At 67.0% G+C, this 20,282-nt stretch carries 26 protein-coding genes; 20 read left to right on the top strand and 6 right to left on the bottom strand.

The features are described 5' to 3' along the window. The first annotated feature begins 31 nt into the window (after window positions 1-31). Window positions 32-889 carry a 2,3,4,5-tetrahydropyridine-2,6-dicarboxylate N-succinyltransferase gene (dapD, locus tag ACYX4S_RS02600; RefSeq protein WP_293717784.1) on the top strand — a complete coding sequence of 286 codons (858 nt, stop codon included), beginning with the start codon at window positions 32-34 and terminating at the stop codon, window positions 887-889. 84 nt (window positions 890-973) lie between these two features. Here dapD and ACYX4S_RS02595 read toward each other — a convergent pair whose 3' ends face one another. Beyond that, window positions 974-1,645 (bottom strand): class I SAM-dependent methyltransferase, encoded by a 672-nt coding sequence (locus tag ACYX4S_RS02595; RefSeq protein ID WP_293717786.1) that lies wholly within the window; start codon window positions 1,643-1,645, stop codon window positions 974-976. A gap of 196 nt (window positions 1,646-1,841) precedes the next feature. Here ACYX4S_RS02595 and ACYX4S_RS02590 point away from each other — a divergent pair, with 196 nt between their 5' ends. Both ACYX4S_RS02590 and dapE read left to right on the top strand, forming a co-directional pair. Beyond that, entirely contained in the window at window positions 1,842-2,270 is a 429-nt protein-coding gene (locus ACYX4S_RS02590) for a DUF805 domain-containing protein (RefSeq protein ID WP_476361779.1), read from the top strand. 57 nt (window positions 2,271-2,327) lie between these two features. After that, window positions 2,328-3,497 carry a succinyl-diaminopimelate desuccinylase gene (gene dapE, locus ACYX4S_RS02585; RefSeq protein ID WP_476361778.1) on the top strand — a complete coding sequence of 390 codons (1,170 nt, stop codon included), beginning with the start codon at window positions 2,328-2,330 and terminating at the stop codon, window positions 3,495-3,497. A gap of 43 nt (window positions 3,498-3,540) precedes the next feature. Here dapE and ACYX4S_RS02580 read toward each other — a convergent pair whose 3' ends face one another. Further along, window positions 3,541-4,662: a PAS domain-containing protein gene (locus tag ACYX4S_RS02580; RefSeq protein ID WP_476361777.1), complete on the bottom strand. Its 1,122-nt coding sequence runs from the start codon at window positions 4,660-4,662 to the stop codon at window positions 3,541-3,543. A gap of 397 nt (window positions 4,663-5,059) precedes the next feature. Here ACYX4S_RS02580 and ACYX4S_RS02575 point away from each other — a divergent pair, with 397 nt between their 5' ends. The 10 genes from ACYX4S_RS02575 (at window position 5,060) to ACYX4S_RS02530 (ending at window position 11,805) form a co-directional block, all read left to right on the top strand. Next, entirely contained in the window at window positions 5,060-5,269 is a 210-nt protein-coding gene (locus tag ACYX4S_RS02575) for a hypothetical protein (protein ID WP_476361776.1), read from the top strand. Next, window positions 5,269-5,487 (top strand): hypothetical protein, encoded by a 219-nt coding sequence (locus ACYX4S_RS02570; RefSeq protein ID WP_422069636.1) that lies wholly within the window; start codon window positions 5,269-5,271, stop codon window positions 5,485-5,487. Before ACYX4S_RS02575 ends, ACYX4S_RS02570 begins: the two co-directional genes overlap by 1 nt. Before the next feature lie 135 nt (window positions 5,488-5,622). Beyond that, on the top strand, window positions 5,623-6,033 hold the full coding sequence (locus tag ACYX4S_RS02565; protein ID WP_293717797.1) for a DUF3775 domain-containing protein: 411 nt from the start codon (window positions 5,623-5,625) through the stop codon (window positions 6,031-6,033). 242 nt (window positions 6,034-6,275) lie between these two features. Beyond that, a complete protein-coding gene (locus ACYX4S_RS02560; protein ID WP_293717799.1) occupies window positions 6,276-6,425 on the top strand; it encodes a hypothetical protein in 150 nt (49 codons plus the stop codon). Window positions 6,426-6,477: 52 nt separating this feature from the next. Next, entirely contained in the window at window positions 6,478-7,392 is a 915-nt protein-coding gene (locus tag ACYX4S_RS02555) for a DMT family transporter (protein WP_476361775.1), read from the top strand. Window positions 7,393-7,395: 3 nt separating this feature from the next. Next, a complete protein-coding gene (locus ACYX4S_RS02550; protein ID WP_476361774.1) occupies window positions 7,396-8,385 on the top strand; it encodes an acetyltransferase domain-containing protein in 990 nt (329 codons plus the stop codon). A 165-nt stretch (window positions 8,386-8,550) separates the two neighbouring features. After that, a complete protein-coding gene (locus ACYX4S_RS02545) occupies window positions 8,551-9,003 on the top strand; it encodes a hypothetical protein (protein WP_476361773.1) in 453 nt (150 codons plus the stop codon). A 52-nt stretch (window positions 9,004-9,055) separates the two neighbouring features. Next, window positions 9,056-10,219, top strand: coding sequence for an anhydro-N-acetylmuramic acid kinase (locus ACYX4S_RS02540; protein ID WP_476361772.1), 1,164 nt, complete (start codon window positions 9,056-9,058; stop codon window positions 10,217-10,219). 9 nt (window positions 10,220-10,228) lie between these two features. Further along, complete coding sequence (locus tag ACYX4S_RS02535; protein ID WP_476361771.1) at window positions 10,229-10,660, top strand: DUF6665 family protein; 432 nt, start codon at window positions 10,229-10,231, stop codon at window positions 10,658-10,660. A 122-nt stretch (window positions 10,661-10,782) separates the two neighbouring features. Next, entirely contained in the window at window positions 10,783-11,805 is a 1,023-nt protein-coding gene (locus ACYX4S_RS02530) for a DUF1402 family protein (protein ID WP_476361770.1), read from the top strand. A gap of 26 nt (window positions 11,806-11,831) precedes the next feature. Here ACYX4S_RS02530 and ACYX4S_RS02525 read toward each other — a convergent pair whose 3' ends face one another. Then, the gene (locus ACYX4S_RS02525) at window positions 11,832-12,119 is read right to left on the bottom strand and encodes a hypothetical protein (RefSeq protein WP_422069642.1); all 288 of its coding nucleotides are present in this window, start codon (window positions 12,117-12,119) and stop codon (window positions 11,832-11,834) included. Window positions 12,120-12,152: 33 nt separating this feature from the next. Then, window positions 12,153-12,836, bottom strand: a complete 684-nt coding sequence (locus tag ACYX4S_RS02520) for an MBL fold metallo-hydrolase (RefSeq protein ID WP_476361769.1) — start codon at window positions 12,834-12,836, stop codon at window positions 12,153-12,155. 603 nt (window positions 12,837-13,439) lie between these two features. Here ACYX4S_RS02520 and ACYX4S_RS02515 point away from each other — a divergent pair. From ACYX4S_RS02515 to ACYX4S_RS02490, 6 genes are all read left to right on the top strand, one after another. After that, complete coding sequence (locus ACYX4S_RS02515) at window positions 13,440-14,276, top strand: cold-shock protein (protein ID WP_476361768.1); 837 nt, start codon at window positions 13,440-13,442, stop codon at window positions 14,274-14,276. Between the two features lie 160 nt (window positions 14,277-14,436). Continuing rightward, entirely contained in the window at window positions 14,437-14,955 is a 519-nt protein-coding gene (locus ACYX4S_RS02510) for a GNAT family N-acetyltransferase (protein WP_476361767.1), read from the top strand. 3 nt (window positions 14,956-14,958) lie between these two features. Continuing rightward, window positions 14,959-15,822 (top strand): 23S rRNA (adenine(2030)-N(6))-methyltransferase RlmJ, encoded by an 864-nt coding sequence (locus tag ACYX4S_RS02505; RefSeq protein WP_422069643.1) that lies wholly within the window; start codon window positions 14,959-14,961, stop codon window positions 15,820-15,822. Window positions 15,823-15,943: 121 nt separating this feature from the next. Beyond that, a complete protein-coding gene (locus ACYX4S_RS02500) occupies window positions 15,944-16,402 on the top strand; it encodes a cytoplasmic protein (protein WP_422069644.1) in 459 nt (152 codons plus the stop codon). Then, entirely contained in the window at window positions 16,396-17,070 is a 675-nt protein-coding gene (locus ACYX4S_RS02495) for a ribonuclease T2 family protein (RefSeq protein ID WP_476361766.1), read from the top strand. Before ACYX4S_RS02500 ends, ACYX4S_RS02495 begins: the two co-directional genes overlap by 7 nt. Beyond that, complete coding sequence (locus ACYX4S_RS02490; RefSeq protein ID WP_476361765.1) at window positions 17,067-18,128, top strand: DUF1176 domain-containing protein; 1,062 nt, start codon at window positions 17,067-17,069, stop codon at window positions 18,126-18,128. Before ACYX4S_RS02495 ends, ACYX4S_RS02490 begins: the two co-directional genes overlap by 4 nt. Before the next feature lie 24 nt (window positions 18,129-18,152). Here the strand turns inward: ACYX4S_RS02490 and ACYX4S_RS02485 are convergent, their stop codons facing one another. Then, window positions 18,153-18,407 carry a hypothetical protein gene (locus ACYX4S_RS02485; protein ID WP_476361764.1) on the bottom strand — a complete coding sequence of 85 codons (255 nt, stop codon included), beginning with the start codon at window positions 18,405-18,407 and terminating at the stop codon, window positions 18,153-18,155. A gap of 300 nt (window positions 18,408-18,707) precedes the next feature. Between ACYX4S_RS02485 and ACYX4S_RS02480 the strand changes: the two genes are divergently transcribed. After that, a complete protein-coding gene (locus ACYX4S_RS02480) occupies window positions 18,708-19,322 on the top strand; it encodes a glutathione S-transferase family protein (protein ID WP_476361763.1) in 615 nt (204 codons plus the stop codon). 10 nt (window positions 19,323-19,332) lie between these two features. Here the strand turns inward: ACYX4S_RS02480 and ACYX4S_RS02475 are convergent, their stop codons facing one another. Further along, the gene (locus tag ACYX4S_RS02475) at window positions 19,333-20,172 is read right to left on the bottom strand and encodes a phosphate/phosphite/phosphonate ABC transporter substrate-binding protein (RefSeq protein ID WP_476361762.1); all 840 of its coding nucleotides are present in this window, start codon (window positions 20,170-20,172) and stop codon (window positions 19,333-19,335) included. Window positions 20,173-20,282: the final 110 nt, after the last annotated feature.

The raw sequence follows: 20,282 nt of genomic DNA, 5'->3' as shown, positions 1-20,282 counted from the left end.
ACCGATGTCCTTCCCTGCAGGAGTTCCGCCGATGAACCACGCCCACACCGACCAGGCGAAGCTCGCCCAGACCATCGACGCCGCCTTCGAGGATGCCGCCTCCATCGGCACCCACACGACCGGCGAGGTCCGCGAGGCGGTTGAAGCCGCCCTCGACCTGCTCGACAAGGGTCTGGCCCGCGTTGCCGAGAAGCGCGACGGCGAGTGGGTGGTGAATGCGTGGCTGAAGAAGGCCGTGCTGCTTTCCTTCCGCCTGAACCCGATGGAGATCATCAAGGGCGGCCCGGGCGACGCGACCTGGTGGGACAAGGTTCCCTCCAAGTTCGACGGCTGGCGTGGTGTCGATTTCGAGGAAGCGGGCTTCCGTGCGGTTCCGGGCACGATCGTGCGCCGCTCGGCCCATATCGCGAAGACCGTCGTCCTGATGCCGTCCTTCGTCAATCTTGGCGCCTTCGTCGACGAGGGCACCATGGTCGACACCTGGGCGACGGTGGGATCCTGCGCGCAGATCGGCAAGAACGTCCACCTGTCCGGCGGCGTCGGCATCGGCGGCGTGCTTGAGCCGCTGCAGGCCGGCCCCGTCATCATCGAGGACAACTGCTTCATCGGCGCCCGTTCCGAGGTCGTCGAGGGCTGCATCGTGCGCGAGGGCTCGGTGCTCGGCATGGGCGTCTACATCGGCAAGTCCACGAAGATCGTCGACCGGACCACCGGCGAGGTCTTCTACGGAGAGGTGCCGCCCTACTCCGTGGTCGTGGCCGGAGCCATGCCGGGCAAGCCGCTGCCGAACGGCGAGCCGGGCCCGAACCTCTATTGCGCCGTGATCGTGAAGCGGGTCGACGAGAAGACACGCTCCAAGACCTCGATCAACGAGTTGCTGCGCACCTGATCGCGCCTCGCGCGAACAGACTGCCGCACATACAAAAGGGGCGCCTCGCGGCGCCCTTTTTCATTGATGCAGACAGCGTTGCGATCAAGGCACGCTGTGGCGTACGGCCAGAAGCGACTTTCCAAGCAGCATGAAACGCTCCATCTCGATGTCCGCGTCGGGAAACAGATGGCGCATCTGCCGCCGGTCGAGCATGGCGGCATCCTCCGCCGAGGTCATCGCCTCGTCGAGCGTCGACGCCTTGGGATAGAACCCCGTGCGCATCATCATGTGAATGCGGTAGGCCACCGGACGCGGCAGCCAGTGCAACATGGGGAAGCGGGCGTGCGGCTCGATCGGAAACCAGAAGTTCGGTGTCTGGATCAGGAAACTCGGCGCGAGACGGCGCGCCTCGCGGGCGAAGGCGACCTTGTTCGGCCACAGGCCGACATGCTCGATCACCGAGTTCGAGAAGATCACGTCGAAGGAATTGTCATCATATTCCGGCATCGCGCAGGCATTGCCGATGCGGTCTTCCACCGGCAGGCCGTCGTCGGCGCCCTCGCCCTGGTCGAGCGCGAGATTGACGCAGGTGACCTGCAGGTTGGAGAAATCGATCTCGTCGCGCCACACCTGCCAGAACGATCGCGTGCCGCCCATGTCGAGCAGCCGGCAATGACCCTTTCTGGCGACATGATCGGCGATCATGGCGTTGAGACGTTCAACGCGACGCTTGCGAAACACGTTGTTCTTGGACACGGGCGAAAGACTGAACACGCGTGGCTCCCGGCTGACTGGACAGATCCCCCTCCCGCAAGTCAGGCGGGACGACAAACCTGCTCTACCACCTTCGAAATAACCGCGGATTAACGCGCTCAAAAAGCCCGATGGCCTTCGGGAGGAAGCCACCCGACTTGATTGTCTTCCGCAGGCAGCCTAAGTCCGGGACAGTTTTCCTGCACCCAAGGCACCCATGACCCTTCCTACGCCCCATACCGGCCCGCTCGGTCTCGCGTGGCTCATGTTCAGCCCGATCGGGCGCGTTTCGCGCGAGCCCTTCTGCCTGGGGCTGGCGCTCGCCTGGTGCCTGTTCGCCATCCCCATGTCGATCTGGATCCAGGACCTGACGCTGACGAGCGAAACGGACATGGAAACGGCGATGTCGCAACTGGTCGGCGAGCATCCCTCACTGCCGCTGATGCTGCTCGCCTTCCAGTGGGTGGAGATCGCGCTGGTGATCAAGCGGCTACAGGACAAGGCGCTGACCGGGTTCCTGGCCGTCCTTCTCTTCGTGCCCTTCATCAACATCGTGCTGCTGCTTGGCCTGTGCGTGATGCCGGGAGACAGCGGCGCCAACGTCTACGGCCCGCATCCCAACAGCCGCTGGAAGCGTCCGGGCTGAGCAAGCCGCCACCCGGAAAAGCTCGCCCCCTCAAGACTCGTCCCGAAAGATCGCCGCATGACCGCCTCCACGCTTTCTCCCGCCGTCGAACTCGCCCGGGACCTGCTGCGCTGTCCCTCCGTGACCCCGGCCGAGGGCGGTGCGCTCGCGCTGCTTCAAAAACATCTGGAAGCCGCCGGCTTCACCGTCGAGCGGCCGGTGTTCTCCGACCGGGACACCCCGGACGTGGAGAACCTCTTCGCCTCGATCGGCAAGGAAGGACCCCATTTCGTCTTTGCCGGGCATACCGACGTGGTGCCGGCGGGCGACGTGGCCGCGTGGAGCCATGAACCCTTCGGCGGCACCATCGCAGACGGCATCCTTTACGGACGCGGCGCGGTGGACATGAAAGGCGGCATCGCCTCCTTCGCGGCGGCGGCCCTTGCCTTTCTGAAGGAGCGCGGCGCGGACTTCGGCGGTCGTATTTCCTTCCTCATCACCGGCGACGAGGAAGGCCCCGCGGTCAACGGCACGGTGAAACTGCTGAAGTGGGCCGAAGAGGCGGGGCACCGCTTCGATGCCTGCATCGTCGGCGAACCCACGAACCCCGACAGGCTCGGCGACGCGATCAAGGTCGGCCGGCGCGGATCGCTGACCGGCACGCTCACCGTCACCGGCGTTCAGGGGCACGTTGCCTACCCGCATCTGGCGCGCAATCCGCTGCCGGATCTGGTGCGCCTGGCCGAGGCCCTCAACACCTTTGAACTGGATGCGGGAAACGAGCGGTTCCAGCCCTCGAACCTGGAAATGACCACCATCGACGTGGGCAATGCGGCGACCAACGTGATCCCCCGTCAGGCCGTGGCCCGGTTCAACATCCGTTTCAACGACATCTGGAGCATAGAGACGCTGCGCGTCAGGGTGCGCGAGGCGCTGGAGGCTGTCGGGGGGCTCACCTGCAACTGGACGCTCGAGTTTTCCAGGGATGCGAGCGAGAGCTTTCTCACCAACGACGCCGTGCTGATCGAGGCACTGGGCAAGGCTGTCGAGGCCGAGACGGGCAAACGTCCCGAGCTTTCCACCGGCGGCGGCACGTCGGACGCGCGCTTCATCAAGAACTATTGCCCGGTGGTGGAGTTCGGGCTCGTCGGCCAGACGATGCACAAGGTGGACGAACAGGTTCCCGTGGCCGATCTCGACCGGCTCGCGGCGATATACCGCCGTTTCCTCGAAAGCTATTTCCCCTGACCCGACGCCCCTCGCATCCAGCGCCCCGGACGTCCGGTGGCAGCTAGTGCTTGCTCTCGATCATCAGGTACTGCGCGCCACCGCTGTCGACGAGATTGACCCGCAGCCGCTTGGACCGGGACACGCCGTCGAAGCCGCTCACGGTCGCCTGCATGGGCGTGCCTCCCCCCTTGCGGGCATGGGTCAGCAGCGACATGAAGGTCTTGGGATGCAGCATGGTCTCGGTGATCGGAGCCGACTCCATAAGCTGCTCCGTGATCGCGAAGGTCTTTCGCGCCGCCGCATTGATGGCGACGATCATGCGCGTCTTCACGTCGATCACCAGCATGGGTGAATGCACGGCGTTGAAGACATGGAAGAAGTCGATGCCGTTGGAGGCGACCTTCTCCGCCGAGAAAACGACGCCACCAAGCCCCGAGGACACCCGGAACGGCATGATCGAGAACGTCAGCGTGAGCGAGTCGCCGGAGGCAAGGAAGAACCGCTTGTTGCCCTCCACCGGCGCGCGCCGCGCCAGGGTGGTGAGAATCACCGAGGTCAGGGTCTTGCCGACACGGTTGGGGATATGCGCGACATTGCGCCCGATGCACAGCGAGGCGTCGGCGATGTGAAACAGCGACACCAGCGCGTCGTTGGCGTAGCGCAGGTAACCGAAGCTGTCGACGACGAGAACCGCCTTTTCGCTCGATTCGACCAGGTGACGGATGAGCGGCGCCACGCCACGCACGGCCGAACCGCTGGCCTCGTCCTCCTGATCCTCGTCGGCCACCGCCACGACGAAGGTGCGTCCACCCTCGACCTGGTAGCGCGATGCGGTCAGGGTCAGACCCGATCCCATGTCGCCGCCGCCGAGTTCGACCGGACCGGCCTGACCGAACTTCACCGCGTTCTGGATGAGCCCCAGCACCTGCTTCTGGTCGGTCTGCGAAAGGAGCCTCAGTGCCGTCGAAAGCGGCGCCTCGTTGAGCCCGGCACGCTGCGCGAAGTCGAGGGCCTGGGACTCGAGCCAGACGATGCGCTTGGCCTGGATGTCGACCAGGAAGAACGAAAGCCCGGCAAGAGACAGCGCCCCTTCGACGGCGGTGCTTCCCGCGGGCGAACGGGAACTCTCCTCCGTCTTCTGCTCGCTCTCGGGCTGAGGCTCCGCTTTCTCCAAGGCTTCCATCGCAGTTCTTCCGTTTCGGCACGCCCGCGCCCCTGGCACGGACCGTCTCCATAGACGACGTGTTGAACGCCCATCTTGGGCGAAAGCTCCTGCCAATCGGTAAAAACGGGATGACAATCCGCACCTGATCGGCGGTTTTCCAGAGGTGGAGCGCACCGTCTCCGGCTGCCACGAAACCGCCGCGAAATGACACAGGAAGCGCCAGATTGGGAACCTCTCGCCGCCCGCTTCCCCCCTCACCTTCGCCAGTGTCGAGGAACAAGATCTCGCGGAGTTGAGAGTGATGCGTAACAGGTTTCCGTCTCGAGACAGACACACGACCGCGAAAACGGCCCCCGCCCCCCGGGGTCGCTCGCGAATCCGCTTTGCCGTCCCCCTGCGTGCCGGGCTCGCGGCAATGCTCGGTGCCATTCCCGCGCTGGTGATCGCCTCCAGCGCCCGCGCCGCCGGCTCTACTCCGGCCGACGACTGGACCATGGGCCTGCTTGCCCTCGCCTTTGCCTCCATGCTTCTGGTTCTGGCCCTGATGGGCACCCGGCTGAGCAAGGGGCTGCGTCAGGGCATCGCCGCCCGCGACGGACATCATGACGGCGGGGAGTTCCGCTGATGCGCCGCGCCCTGCCCATGCCCGTCCGCCTGTCCCTCTCCGGCCTCTTTGGAGGCGACAGCGAGCAGAACGCCGCCGCCCGCCTGGCCGCGGCCGTCGCGCTCGGGCTGCTCTTCGCCGTTTCGCTGACGCTTTTCGGCGGCCCGATCGCCCATTCCCTCAAGGGCCTGCAGGCCGAGCCGGTCTCGACCTCCCAGGAGCTGCCTTTGCGGCAGTGACCGCCGTCCGCCAGGCGACCGGGTGCCGCATCTTCCCGCGCGCCATTGCAGAGGGCGACAAAACGCGCCAAACATCGTGGCATGACTTGCGGGCGCGCCCCAAGGCGCGCCCGCGCCACGAGAAGGGCTTAGACAATGGCGACCGACCTCAATCTGTCCCCTGACACGATCCGGATGTTCATCCAGAAAGCGCGCGCCGCCTCGGGCGCCGTGGAAGACGGCTTCGAGGACGGACGCGACCACGAGGTCGAGTTCGACGCGGACATGCTCGAGGACACGCATGCCCACGACGGGCTGGCGGAGGAAGAGGTCGAGGACCTCAGCAGCGAGGAACTGCGCGAGCTGATCGACGACCTGAACGTCGACGAGGCAGCCGAACTCGTCGCCCTCCTGTGGGTCGGACGCGGCGACTACGACGCCGCCGACTTCCCGCAGGCGGTGGAGGATGCGCGCGAACGTGCGGTCGGCTCCACCGCGAAATATCTCACCGGGATGCCCCTGCTCGCCGACCACCTCGAAGCCGGTCTGGACGCACTGGAGCTGTAAGGCCATCGCACCGGGGCGACTCACTTCTCGCTCCAGGCCCAGCGACCCGGGCTTTTTTCAGGCTCTTCTTCGAATCTCCTGCTCTCCAACACCCCTTGCCGGCCATCCGGCGAGGGGTGTTTTCCCCTGCGTCCCTGCAAGATCTCTGGATAACCTGCCGTTCACGTCAGCCGGCGCTTTACACTTTGTTAACCATACCGGCCAAATGTCTTGCGTGCGACAACGCGTGGCGGAGACAACGCATGAACTACTCCAATCGGTCCGACGTGGATTCCCTGTCCCGCGACGGGTTCACCGCGCGACCCGTCTCTCCCTGGCCGACCGCCCTCTGGGTGACGACGGCGGCACTCGCGCTGACCCTGGTCGTCTGCTTCGCCTTCCCCAACGGCTGAGTCCCGCGCGATCGCGCTTGCGGCCCCGCCGGCTTTGGGATAGCCGGTCGCCATGAGCCGTTTCGCAGCAAATTCACTTCTTCTTCTCGCAGCTCTCGTCTGGGGATCCGCGCTGGTCGCGCAGGCCACCGCCATGGATCACCTGGGACCGCTGACCTTCACCGGGCTGCGCTTCCTGATCGCCTCGGCCGTGGTTCTTCCCTTCGCCCTGGCGGAGGGGCGGCGCGCCAGGGCACGCGGTACGCCCGGCGGGCACCTCACGCGGAATCACTACGCGCGCTTCGTGCTGCTCGGCATCGTCTTCTTCTTCGGCATCACCGTGCAGCAGTACGGCCTGCTGTCCACGAGCGTGACCAACGCCGGCTTTCTCACCGCCATCTACGTGGTGATGACGCCGATCATCGCATATCTCGTCTTCGCCGAACGCCCCCACCCGATTGTCTGGCCCGCCTCCCTGACCACGCTCGGCGGCATATGGCTGCTTGGCGGCGGATCGATTGCAAGCCTGGGTGCCGGGGATCTGCTCATGGTCGTCTGCGCCGTCTTCTGGGCCATGCACGTGTGCCTGATCGGACGCTTCGCGGCGGCAAGCGGGCGGCCCTTCGCGCTCTCGTCGTGCCAGTTCGCCGTGGTCGGCGTGATCGGGCTCCTGCCGGGCCTCTATCTGGAGCCGGTTTCGCTCGCAACCCTTGCCGGCGCGGCGCCGGAACTGCTCTACACCGGCATCATCTCCGGCGGCATAGGCTTCACGCTCCAGGCCGTCGGCCAGCGCTGGACGCGTTCCGCCGACGCTGCAATCCTGTTGTCCTCCGAGGCGCTCTTCGCGGCGATCTTTGCAGCCCTTCTGCTGGGCGAGCGGCTCACGCCGGCCGGCCTGACGGGGTGCCTGCTGATCTTCGCGGCGATCCTCGCCGTGCAACTCGCACCCATGATCCGCTTGCGCCGGGTCCGCACCGAAGGGATCTAGACGATGAGCGGCGCGCCGCCCCCCGATCCCGCCACGCGGCATCCCGACGACACCGGCGCCGCGAGGCCAGCAACACCCAGGGGGCGGATGGACGCGCTCGACGTGGCCCGTGGCCTCGCCCTGCTTGCCATGGCGGTCTACCACCTCTCGTGGGACCTGCGCTGGTTCGGCCTCGTCGACTGGCCCGTCGACAGCTCCCGTGGCTGGCGGATTTTCGCCGGCCTGATCGCGGGCTCGTTCCTCGTCCTCGTGGGCGTCGGCCTCGTGCTTGCCCACGGACGCGGCATCCGCTGGCGCAAGGCGCTTGTGCGCGCGGGCAGGATCGCGCTCGCCGCCGCCGCCATCAGCCTTGGGACATGGCTCGCCCTCGACGCGCAATACGTCCGCTTCGGCATCCTGCACGAGATCGCGCTCGGCTCGCTGCTCGCGCTTCCGGCGGTTTTCCTGCCATCCCTCGTCACGCTGGCGCTCGCCGCATTCGTCGTCGCGCTGCCGCATCTGGTGACGCTGAGCTTCGCCGGTGACAGCTGGTTCACCTGGACCGGCCTGGTCGGCTATGCGCCGCCTTCGGTCGACCACGTGCCGCTCGCCCCCTGGTTCGGAGCCATCCTTGCAGGCGTCGCCCTCGCCCGTCTGGTGATCGGATCGCGCCCCTGGAAACGCTTCGCCGCCTGGCGCGCGGGGGGGCGTGGCAGCCGGGCGTTCGCCTTCGCCGGCCGCCATTCGCTGGCCGTCTACCTGCTCCACCAGCCGATCCTCTTCGGCACGGTCTGGGCCATCGTCGAACTGGGACTTGTGGCCGACCCCGCGCACGAGGCCTTTCTGGACCAGTGCCGCATGGCGTGTGTCGCCGCCACGCCGGGCCAGGAGGCGGCCTGTGCCTCCGCCTGCGAATGCACGCTGGACGCGCTTCTCGCAAAGGACAAGCAGGAAGCCGACATGAACGTGATTTTCGGCCAGTGCCGGCGCGAAGCCGGTCTCCCCGGCTCCTGAGCACAAGCCCCGAAGCTTCCCTGACGGCAAAGTGACCGGCGTCACAGTCGCGGTCGCGCGGATCGGCGAGCCTCGTGCTATCATGTTCGCGCAGGTCGCAAACTCCGGAGGCCGCAGCCTCCCGGTGTCTGCCGCTCGCCCAAGCCATCACCGAGGAGGACACCGATGCGCCCGCCCGACGCCCGCCCGATTGCGCACAGGACCGTTGCTGTCGCCGTCACCCTTGCCCTGGGTATGGGCTTCCTCGCCACGATGCCCGGGCAGGCAAGAGCGGACAGCTGCTGGGTCCACAACGGTTCTCTCATGCGGCTGAAGGCGGAGGGAAACCGGCGCTGGTTCTTCTATGAAGAGCCCCGAGAAACCCTTCGCCGTGCCGGTGTCGTGCCGGGCACGCTCCTGTTCGACGGCGTGAAACAGGGCAACTGGTACTCGGGCACATCCAGGGTGTTCTCGCGGTTCTGCGCGGAGGACGAACTGCCCTATGCGGTCGAGGGGCCGGTGCGTCCCGATCAGCTCCAGGTGACGCTGTCGGGCACCCGCGAAGTCCAGGACCGCTGTCAGCCGACCGGCCGCACCACCACCGACACGCTGGTCTTCACCTACAGCCATCGCTGCTGAAACCTGAACGCCCCTTACCCGCGCCACCGGATCGACCCGACGACGGATCACGATGACACGCATTGCCTCCCCCCGCCCCCAGTCCTGGGCCATCGGCCTGATGACCGGCACCGTTCTGGACGGAAACATCGACATCGCGCTCATCCGCACGGACGGAGAAACCGTGTCCGAGTTCGGCGCCTGGCGACTCGCCCCCTATCCGCACGGGCTGCAATCGCTCCTGCGCGAGACCCTCGCCGCAGCGGCGGACTGGGCCTTCACGGGGCCGGAGCCCGCGATCTTCCGTGAGGCGGAAGAGGCCGTGACCACGGCCCAGACACAGGCGGTCGCGGACTTCCTGGCCGAAGAAGGACTTGCCGCTTCCGACATCTCGGCAATCGGCTTTCATGGCCAGACGGTGCTGCACCGTGCGCCGGTCCCCGGGCGCCATGGCGAGACCCGCCAGCTTGGCGACGGACGTGTCATGGCGGATCGGCTGGGCATCACGGTGGTCAACGACTTCCGCAGCCGCGACATGCAGCTTGGCGGCCAGGGCGCGCCCCTTTCGGCGATCTATCATCAGGGACTGCTCGCCTCAATCGACGCCGGTCCCGAAACGGCGGTGCTCAATCTGGGCGGTGTCGCCAACATCACCTGGGTCGACGAGACGGGCACGCCCCACGCCTTCGACACCGGCCCCGCCAACGCTCCGCTCAACGACTGGATTCATGCCCACGGACGCGGCGAGATGGACCGCGACGGGCTGATCGCGGCGCGCGGAACCGTCGACCGGCAACGGCTCGGGCAGCTTCTCGACCATCCCTACCTGAGTGCGCCCTATCCCAAGTCACTCGACCGCAACTCTTTCACCGCCCGAATGGCCGACGGCCTCGGCCTTGAAGATGGCGCGGCGACGCTCACCGCCTTCACCGGCGGCGCGGTCGGCAAGGCGCTGGACCGCCTGCCCCGGCGCCCGCGCCGGCTCATCGTATGCGGTGGCGGCCGGCGCAATCCGGGGATGCTGGAAGCAATCGCGCGCGAGGCCGGAGTGGAGGCGACAAGCGCCGAAACGGTCGGTTGGCGCGGCGACGCCATCGAGGCGGAATGCTTCGCGTTCCTCGCCCGGCGTACGCTGGAGGGGTTGCCCATCGGCTTTCCCCTGACCACGGGCGTGCCCGAGCCGGCAACCGGCGGCGAGATCCATCATCCGGCCGCCGCCTCCGCCGCACGGAGCTGACGACACGCCATGGCTCCCCTGACAGGCCCCACCCGAAAGCCTCCCGCCGGAGAAGACCCGCTCGGAGAGGCGATCCGTCACGAGACGCTCGGCGAGATGGCCGCGACGCTTGGCCGACTCAACACGGAGCTGGCCACGGCGCTCGCGCGGCTGGAAGGCGCCCGCGACCGCCTGCTTGCGGCGGGACAGGACGGCGATGACGCAGCCGGTCTCGCCGAGCGATGGCAGCGTCGCCACCGGATCGCCTGCGAAGCGCTTTGGAACGTGATCATCCAGCGCGAATTGTGCGGCCTGCGCCGTCACGACGCCTTTCTCGACAGCGAGCGCGTACCGCGCTCGGTCCGCATTCTCATGGGGCCGGCCTCCCTTGCCCGGCCCGCCCCCGATCCCCGGCACTCAGCGCCGCGTCCCGTTTCGAGCCAGGACCCTTCCAAGACATGAAAGCCGCCTCGATTTCCCTAAAGTCAGAAAATCCCTGTCGCGACGGGCTTGCGCCCGTTCCCGCACGCAGCCAAACCGTGTATGGAGAGGGCGGTTCGAAGTCCTGCAAGACAAGGTCGCACATGTCCCGCGTCCGAAAATTCCTTGGCCGCGCGCGGCCTGCCCTGCGCCACCTGCCGCACGCCGTCGCCCTGGCGGCGTTCCTGCTGCCGCTGACGCCCGCGGCGGGCTCTCTCGGCCTTGGCATGGGCGTGGCCATGGCGGCAACGAAGGTGCCCGAGGGCAACCGCAACGCCAGCCAGCCACGCATTCCCTTCGCCTCGGCGCGTCGGACCTCGGCGAGCCGCAGCGCCTATGACAGCAAGTTCGAGCGCATTCTCAACGTGCTGCGACGCGACAGCCGGCTGATGCGCGACATCAAGCGCGTGGCGGGTCTCTACGGCATCGATCCGATCCACATGATCGGCGCAATCGTCGGCGAACACACCTACAACTACGACAGTCTGGACAGCGCCCAGTCCTACTACGTGAAGGCGTTGAGCTACGCCGGCATCCGCATGGAATTCGCCTATGACGGCACCCATGTCGCCGATTTCGTCCAGCGGCCGGAGTTCAAGCGCTGCAATGCCGGCTCCAAGGAGACCAGCCGGCTGTGGACCTGCTACGAGCGGATCTGGAATTCCCGCTTTCGCGGCAAGAAGGTCGACGGGACCCGCTATCCGCAAAAGAACTTCAACGAGGCGTTCTTCCAGCCCCTGTTCTCCGGCCAGAGCTTCGGGCTTGGCCAGCTCTCGCCGCTCACCGTCCTGAAGATGAGCGACAAGGTGGCCAAGACCAGCGGGTTTCCCAAGCTCGACGTGCGCAACGAGCAGGAGATCTATCGCGCCACCATGGACCCGGGAAAATCCCTCCACTACATGGCCGCAGTGCTGCGCGATTCCATCGACGCCTACAAGCAGGTGGCGAACATGGATATTTCCGGCAATCCCGGCCTGACGGCGACGCTCTACAATCTGGGCAATCCCTGGGACAGGGCGTCAGCCTTCCGCCGCCGCCGCGCCTCCGGAGCCGCACGCTGGCCGGAGGAGAACTACTACGGCTGGCTGGTCAACGAAAAGATCGAGGAGCTACGCTCCCTGCTATAGGGTGTGGCCAGGGCGCCGGCCCCGGCTCACTCCCACCAGCAGACTTCCTTCCGCACCTTGACGAGTTCGCCGGTCTTCGGATCGCGAACCGGGGTGGGCATGACATTGCAAACCTTCACGCGGCTTTGAAGCGGCGAACGACCGCCGCGAATGTAGGGACCGCCGCGCGCCTCGTCCCGCTCGAGCCGGTCGAGTTTCATGGTCCGGTCGAGGAAGTCCTCGGCCTTCGCGATGCCGGGCAGCGCAAGCGCAAGCACGCCGAGCAGAAGCCCCGTTCGCAGCACCGGAAACCGTCCCGTGCGATGTCCGCTCATGATCGTCACCCTGCCTCGTCTCCGGATCCCGCCTCAGCGCAGAAACGGGTTGGTCTTGCGCTCGTGGCCGATGGTTGACGCCGGACCGTGGCCCGGCAGGAAGCTGACATCATCGCCAAGCGGAAGCATCTTGTCGCGGATGGAGGCGATCAGGGTTTCGTGATCGCCTCCGGGAAGATCGGTGCGCCCGACGGACCCCGCGAACAGCACATCGCCCGAGATCGCGAAGCGCAAACCGCGATCGAAGAACACCACGTGACCCGGCGCATGGCCCGGGCAGTGCAGCACCTCGAAGCTGCGACCGGCCATCTCCAGGGTGTCCCCTTCCTCGAGCCACCGGTCGGGAGAAACGGAACGGAGACCGTCGACGCCGAACTGTCGCGCCTGCTCCTCGACCCGGTCGAGCAGCATCTGGTCGTCACGATGCGGGCCGATGACCTGGACACCGAGCCGCTCGGAGAGCTCCGCCGCGCCGCCCACATGGTCCAGATGCCCGTGGGTGAGCGCCACCAGTTCGACCTCCACCCCATTCTTTGCGATCGCGTCGAGGATCACCTCCACGTCGCCGCCCGGATCGATCACCGCCCCCTTGCGCGTTGCCTTGTCGAAGACGATGGAGCAGTTCTGCTGAAAACCGGTGACCGGGACGACGATGATCTGGATCGGCGGTTCGGCGGTGGCGGCGGCTTCCTGCGGGGTGTCGGACTGGTCGTTCATCTGGCGCGCCTCGCGGGGTCGGATTGCAGTGCCTCCTGACGTACCCCTTCCGCCCCCGATTTGACAACCACGCGCGGCCGGCCGCATCCGACCTGTCATTTTCGGCAGGAACGCGCGGGAGCGTCTCGCGAAAGTGTCTGGAGAAGTTGCAGGACCGACCGTTTCGTTGGGTTTTCCTTGCTCGAAAGCCGTTCAAGACCGTATGATGCGCGCGCGGTTGGCAAGGATGTGGCGGCAAACGGGTCCTGAATGGAATGGAGGTTGTGTCCGGCAGCACTTGCGTCGGGCATGAGCATGGGGAGCGCGATCCCCCACCGGCGCGAAAATCCGGACGGTTCGCGGTGAGGGTCCAGGGGGCTCCACGCGAGCGGAAGAACGGAAAGACGGCGCCGTTGCCAGAACATTCTCGATACGGGCGCGGATCGACGGATCGGACCGGAAGGTCCGGAATTCGGCGGCACCCGAACGAGGCACAGCATTCCCTGACAAACGTGCTTTGGAAACGGGGCGTCGCCGGGCGGGATCGCGCCTTGGCCGGACGACACCAGCATGGTGACCAGCGAGCCTATCGGATCAGCAGGCTCAAAACCGGGTGAATTGGACATGGATGACTGGGGTTCGGACAACCGTCGGCAAGGCAGACGGCGCGGTGGTTCGAAGGGATTTGGCGGCGACCAGGAAGAGTTTGGCGGCCCCGACCACGGCAAGCGCAACAAGCCCGAGCGTGGCCGCAAGCGCGACAGTTTTGGCGAGCCCGGCTGGGCCGGTGCTCCGGGCGATGAGCCCGGTTTCGTTCCCGACACCCGTTTCGGCGGTGGCGACCGTTTCGGTGGCGGTGGTGATCGTGGCGGCGACCGTTTCGGCGGTGGAAACCGTGGCGGAGATCGCTTCGGCGGTGGAAACCGTGGTGGCGACCGCTTCGGCGGTGGTGACCGTGGCGGCGACCGCTTCGGCGGCGGTGATCGTGGCGGCGACCGTTTCGGCGGTGGCAATCGTGGCGGCGACCGCTTCGGCGGCGGCGAGCGCGGCGGCGACCGCTTCGGCGGCGGTGACCGTGGTGGCGACCGTTTCGGCGGCGGCAATCGTGGCGGCGACCGCTTCGGCGGTGGCGAGCGTGGCGGCGACCGTTTCGGCGGCGGCGAGGGCGAAGGCGGGTTCCGCGGTGGCCCCCGGCGTCCGCGTCCTCCGGTCGAGCGCGGTCCACGCCAGGCGGGAACGGTTAAGTTCTTCAAGGCCGACAAGGGCTTCGGGTTCATCATGCCGGACAATGGCGAGGCGGATGTCTTCGTGCATATCTCGGCTGTCGAGCGCTCGGGCCTGACCACTCTGGAAAGCGATCAGCGCGTCACCTTCGAGACCGAGCCGGATCGTCACGGCAAGGGACCGAAGGCCGTTGAGCTGAAGATCGAGGACGGGGAAGGCGGCGACGCGGAAGCGTAAGCCAGATCTTCCGGCGACCTTCTTTCTTTTCGACATGTGCGGCGGCCCCTTTCCGGGGCCGCCGCATTGCGTTTCCAGGCACCATGCGTTTCGGGTTTGCGCGGCGCGCGCGCCTGGCTTAGGACAGCCCTTCATCGTCACCACCCAAGGACTGCTCCGAATGAGCGCGATCATCCGTCCCTATGTTCCGGAAGATGCCCGGGCGGTGCTTGCCGTGAACGAGGCGAGCCTGCCGGCGGTCAACAGCATCGACACGAGCGAACTCGACGACCTCGCCCGCCAGTCCGTCGCGACCCTGGTCGCGGTCGAGAAGGATACCTTGCTCGGCGTACTGATCTGTCTGGACCAGACGGCACGTTACGACAGCCGCAATTTCGCCTGGCTGAAGGAAAACCTGGGCGAGTTCCTCTATGTGGATCGCATCGCTCTCGCCCCCGAGGCGCGCGGTCGCGCACTTGGCCAGGCGCTGTACGGGCATCTGATCGACCTGTTCGCCCGAAACTCCGAATATGCCGGATTGCCGCTTGCCTGCGAGGTCAACACCCGCCCGGCCAACCCCGGCTCCCTGCGCTTCCACGCCCGTCTCGGTTTTCGCGAGATCGGCACGGCCGATCACGGCGACAAGGCGGTGGTTTATCTCGCCCGCTCGCTCGCCGGAACGCCCGCACAAGGATCCTGACCCGTGAACTATCGTCACGCTTTTCACGCCGGCAACATCGGCGACGTGCTCAAGCATGCTGTCCTCGCCCGCGTCATCACCTATCTCCAGGCAAAGCCCGGCGGCATCCGCATCATCGACACCCACGCCGGCATCGGGCTCTACGACCTGACCAAGGGCGACGCGCTGAAGACCGGGGAATGGCGTCAGGGCATCGGCAAGATACTGGACGCCAATCCGCCGAAGCAGATCGCCGAGCTTCTCGCCCCCTGGCTCGATGTCGTGCGCGGCATGCCGGAAAACGCGGACGGGCTGAAGGTCTACCCGGGGTCTCCGGTTCTGGCCCGTCGGCTGATGCGGCCCCAGGACCGGCTCTCGGTGACCGAACTGCATCCCGACGACTACAAGCGGCTGGCGGAACTCTTCGCCGGGGACGTTCACGTCAAGGCCATCGAACTCGACGGCTGGAACGCGCTGCGCGGTTTCGTGCCGCCGAAGGAATCGCGCGGCGTGGTTCTGGTCGATCCGGCGTTCGAGGAAACCAACGATTTCCAGACGCTGGCGACCGGCATCTACAAGGCCTGGCGCCGTTTCGGAACCGGCTGCTACATCGCCTGGTATCCGATCAAGGACCGAAAGACGGTCAATCGCTTCTATGATGCCATGAGCCAGGCCGGCATCCCGCGCATCCAGATCACGGAACTGATGGCCGCGAAGCCCCGCGCCGGGGGCCCCATGACGGGCAGCGGCCTGTTGATGATCAACGCGCCCTGGACGCTCAAGGCCGAGCTTCAGACCCTGCTGCCGTGGCTCACCAAGGTGGTGGCGCAGGGAGCGGGCGCGGACTGGCGCTTCTTCGATCTCACCGGCGAGATCAAGGAAGGTTGAGCCTCGCCGGGGAGGTGCATTGCCTCTTCGACTTGACCCCTGCGTGAGGCTGCCGCATCGTGCGGTTCCGAACGACCCGGAGGCACGGTGCCACCGGCATTTCCCTCATGAGGAGATTTCCATGGCAAGCCTCGCCTCGTCCGGCAAGTTCGCAGCCGGACTCGCGCTCGTTCTCGCCCTTGCCGCGCCTTTCGCTCCCTCCACCGCCGATGCCGGTGAGCGGCCCTACATGTCGTTCAACGGTGAGCCGCGGCTGCCCGCCTGCACCGATTCTTCGGTGACCGGAGCGGTTGCCGGACGTGTCGCGCGGGCCGATCCCGACTACGGCCGAGGCCTGACCATCACCGGCATGGAGCGCGTGGTGGAGACCTCCTACCAGGTCGACAGGCCAAGCCCTTATGCCCGCCGGTTCTGCGAGGCACGCGCGCACATGAGCGACGGACGCACCCGCCGCGTCTACTACGCGATCTCCGAGCATGCGGGTTTCCTGGGTCTGGGCTGGGGTCTTGAGGCTTGCGTTGCCGGTGTCGACCCCTGGCGGGTCTATGACGCGCGCTGCCGAACCACCCGTCCGTGGTAAGTCTCACGCGAAAACGTCTGGCACTGGGCGCGGCGGCATTTGTCCTGCTGGCCGCGCTCACCACCCTTGCACCGGCGCAGGCCCGGGCCGAAGCACCCGGGCGGTTCGACTACTACGTCCTGGCCCTGTCGTGGTCACCGAGCTATTGCGCCCGCGCCGGGCGCAAGGCCGACCCGACGCAGTGCAAGGTGACCCGCCCCTTCCGCTTCATCGTGCATGGCCTGTGGCCGCAGTACGATCGAGGCTATCCTGACTTCTGCGACGCCGGTCCGCGCGAACCCGACCGCGCAACGGTGAACGCGATGCTGGACATCATGCCGAGCCGGGGCCTCGTCCGGCACCAGTGGCGCAAGCACGGCTCCTGCTCAGGACTGTCACCCGCCGCCTATTTCGACCTCACCCGGCGCGCCTTTGACAAGATCCGCATCCCTCCCGCGTTCAATACGCTGAGCAGTGGCGGACAGGTCTCTCCCGACGCGGTGGAGAAGGCCTTCCGCCTTGCCAATCCGGGTCTGCGTGATGCGGCCATGGCCGTCGCCTGCCAAGACGGGAGACTGTCCGAGGTGCGCCTGTGCCTGACCAGGGATCTGGATTTCCGGACCTGCCGGGCCGTCGATCGGCGCGGATGCCGGCAAAAGAGCATCTCCGTGCCGGCGCCAGGCCGATGATAGACCTTCGCACGCTCCTCTCCCTTGCCGCTCTCGCCGCACTGGTGCCTTGCGCCCCGGTAAAGGCGAGCGAGACCGATACGGCCGGCTGGTCCGTCACCTGTCCCGCCGCGCCGCAGCAGCCCTGTTCGGCCCGGCTTGCGGAGGAAAATCCGCCCGAGGGCGGCCCGGCCTTTGCTCTGGTGCTCGAGCGCACGCCTTCAGGTCTGGCTCTTGCCTTCGAGGCGCCCTTTCCCCGCCCCGACGATGCGCGGGCCATGCAATGGGACGTGGACGGTCTCCCGCTCGTGGTGCTGGCGCCCGACGCCTTCGCCCCCTTCGGGTCGCTGTCGCACCTCTATGTGAGCGATCCCGCGACGGGCGGGCGTATCCTTCAGGGGCTCACCGGGGGAAACCGGCTGCGGGTCTCCTTCCTCGACGCGCTTGCAAACGCCCATGAGATTTCCTTCGAGCTTGCCGGCACGCGGGCCGCGATCACCCGGATTACCGGCGCGGACGCACCGTCCGCAGGCGCCGCGCTGCCGGGCGTCGGTCCGCCGACGGCAAAACCCCGCCTCGACCCGCCGTCGCGGGCCGAGGCCGTTGCCGCCCTTGGCGTCCCCCTGGCCGTGGTCGAACGCCATGTACGTGCCTCTGATTGCGAGGCTCCCGACAGCCCGGGCCTCGCCGGCGCTCAGACCCTGATCGGCGTGCTCTCGCAGGTCGCGACCCTTTACGCACTGCCCTGCACGGCAGGAGCGGGGGCCGGCAACACGGCCACCTGGCGGCTTTATGTGCGTGATTCGGGAGAAATCGGCGGGGTGGAGGATCTGGTCTTCGCCGTGCACGACCCGCGCTTCGGCTGGGTGGGAACCGACCTGCTGCCGCAACCGGCCTTCGACGGTAAAACCCTTGAACTTTCGGCAAGTTTCACCGGCCGCTCGGACCGCCACTGCGGCTTCTCCGGCCGCTGGGTGTGGCAGGATTACGCCTTCAGGCTGGAGGAAATGAAAAGCCCGCGCACCTGCGCCGATGCCGACACGCCGTCGCGGTGGGAAACCCGCTACGCGCGCCCCTGAGCTTATCGGACCGGCCGCAGGGGCCTACTTGCGCAATGCCCCGTCGAACCGGCTGCGCAACTGCCGCGGCGCCATCCGCAGCGGATCCGTCACGGCGGCAAGACTGGGGCTCGTGTCGCGGAAGACCGCGTTCACGGCGTCATGATAGCGCGACATGGGAACGTCGATCGCCTCCGGGCGCAGCGGAGCGAGCGCGGGGACCGACAGCGCATAGAAAACGGCCATCAGAACCGCCGATTTCATCAGCGCCGACAGTGGGGAGGCAAGAGAGAGGCGCATGTCCCGGTCCTTCGTTCACTCGCCACGGGCGACGGAACGACGCTAGAAACAGCCCCTTAACGGGATCTTACCCGACCGCTGTCAATTTTTCTCAAGAACGCGCTGAAAGCCTTGCAGATTTTCAATTGCTTGGGTTTCAATGCAATCTCGCGTTAACCAGCGCGAACCGCGGCGGCGTTTTCTTCGCCACCCACCACACGAGACGGCGCCGGCCTGCAGTGAAACCGCGCTGTTCCCGCCACCCGACATGCCTGCCAGGTTCAGGGACCTCCAGGCCGCACAAGTCAGGACCACTTCGTCATGCCCGTTCTTCGTTCCTCGCCCGCCTCCCCCTTTGGCCGCAAGGCCAAGATCGCCGCAGCCGTGCTCGGCCTGAGCGACCGGATCACGGTTGAGATGACCGATACGACCGACCCCAACGACACCATCCGCAAGCAGAATCCGCTCGGGAAGATCCCCGCCCTGGTGCTCGATGACGGCAAGGCGCTCTACGACAGCCGCGTGATCGTGGAGTATCTCGACCATCTCGCGGGTGGGGGAAAGGTGCTGCCGCAGGGGCCGTCGCGCTTCGACGTGCTGACCCTGCAGGCACTGGCCAACGGCATCATGGATGCCTCCATCCTGCAGGTTTATGAGGCCCGCTTCCGGCCCGAGGAGCGTCGCGATCCGGACTGGCTCGCCTACCAGGCGGACAAGGTGCGCCGGGGTCTTGCAGCGCTCGAAGCGACACCGCCCGCGACGATGGCGGACGGAGAAATCCCCGATGCGGGACAGATCGCCCTCGCCTGCGCGCTCGGGTACCTGGACCTGCGCTTCGAGGGCACCTGGCGGACCGAGCATCCCCGGCTTGTCGCCTGGCTGGCGGCCTTCGAGGCGGCGGTGCCCTCCTACGACCAGACCCGCTTCAAGCCCTGATCGGCAACGCTCACGCCAGATCCGGATAGCCGAGCGCGGCCGCTCCCGCGTCGCGCCCGGAGATCACCCGGTAGTCGTCCGGCGTGAAGGGGACGAAGCCCTCGAGAAGCAGCCCGGCGCGGGTTCCCGCGTCGAGTTGCCCGATGGACAGGGCAACCGCGCTGCGCAACTTCTCGACCTCGCGAGGTGAACGCGAGGCCGTGATGAGAGGCAGGCCCGGGGTTTCCGGCGTCCTCACAAGCACCCGAAGTTTGCCAGTCGCCGGTTCATGCAGGCGCGCAAGCTCGAAGCTCACCGCATCGATGGCAGCCGCATCGGCGGCCCCGTCCGCCACCGCCCGAAGGGCGGCGCGGTGCGAGCCCGTGGCGAGCACCTGCGAGAAGAACGGGGCTCCCCCGGCCAGGGGCGCAACCATGTGGCGCAAGGCGCCCTCGCCGGACTGCGATCCTGGATGGTTGAACGCAAGCCGGCATCCGCGCAGGCCGGAAAGCTCCCCGACATCGTCGTCGGCGCGCACCACCACAACGCTGCAATAGTGGCCGGGGCGGCAGCCGGACAGGCGATAGGCCGGCGCGCCAAGAAGGTCCACACGACCTTGCAGATGACGCACATAGGGAAGACCGCAGGTCTGCCCGACAAGCAGCCCCGGATGCAGCCAGAGATCCTCGAGCGAAAGCGCGCGGGCAAGCGCATCCGGCGCGGCGAAGCCCTCCTCGCGCAACGCGTCGCGCAACACGGACCACCAGCGGTCGTTCAGGTCGCGAAGCTCCGGCCAGTCATACATGGGAAGCCCGGCCACCGGCGCGCCATGCGCGGCTGACGCCGTCCCGACCGCATTGCCGCTGCTCACACCCTGCCCCACCCCTTCATGTCGCTCCTGGCCGCGAAGGTTAGGGGCGGCGATGGCAGCAGGCAAGCGGACACGAAAAAGGGGACCGGCTTGCCGGTCCCCTTGGTATC

This window comes from Stappia sp. ABD4_338 (assembly GCF_056312175.1).
The sequence above is the reverse complement of the archived record's forward strand: the minus strand, read 5'-3'. Positions and strand labels throughout refer to the sequence as shown.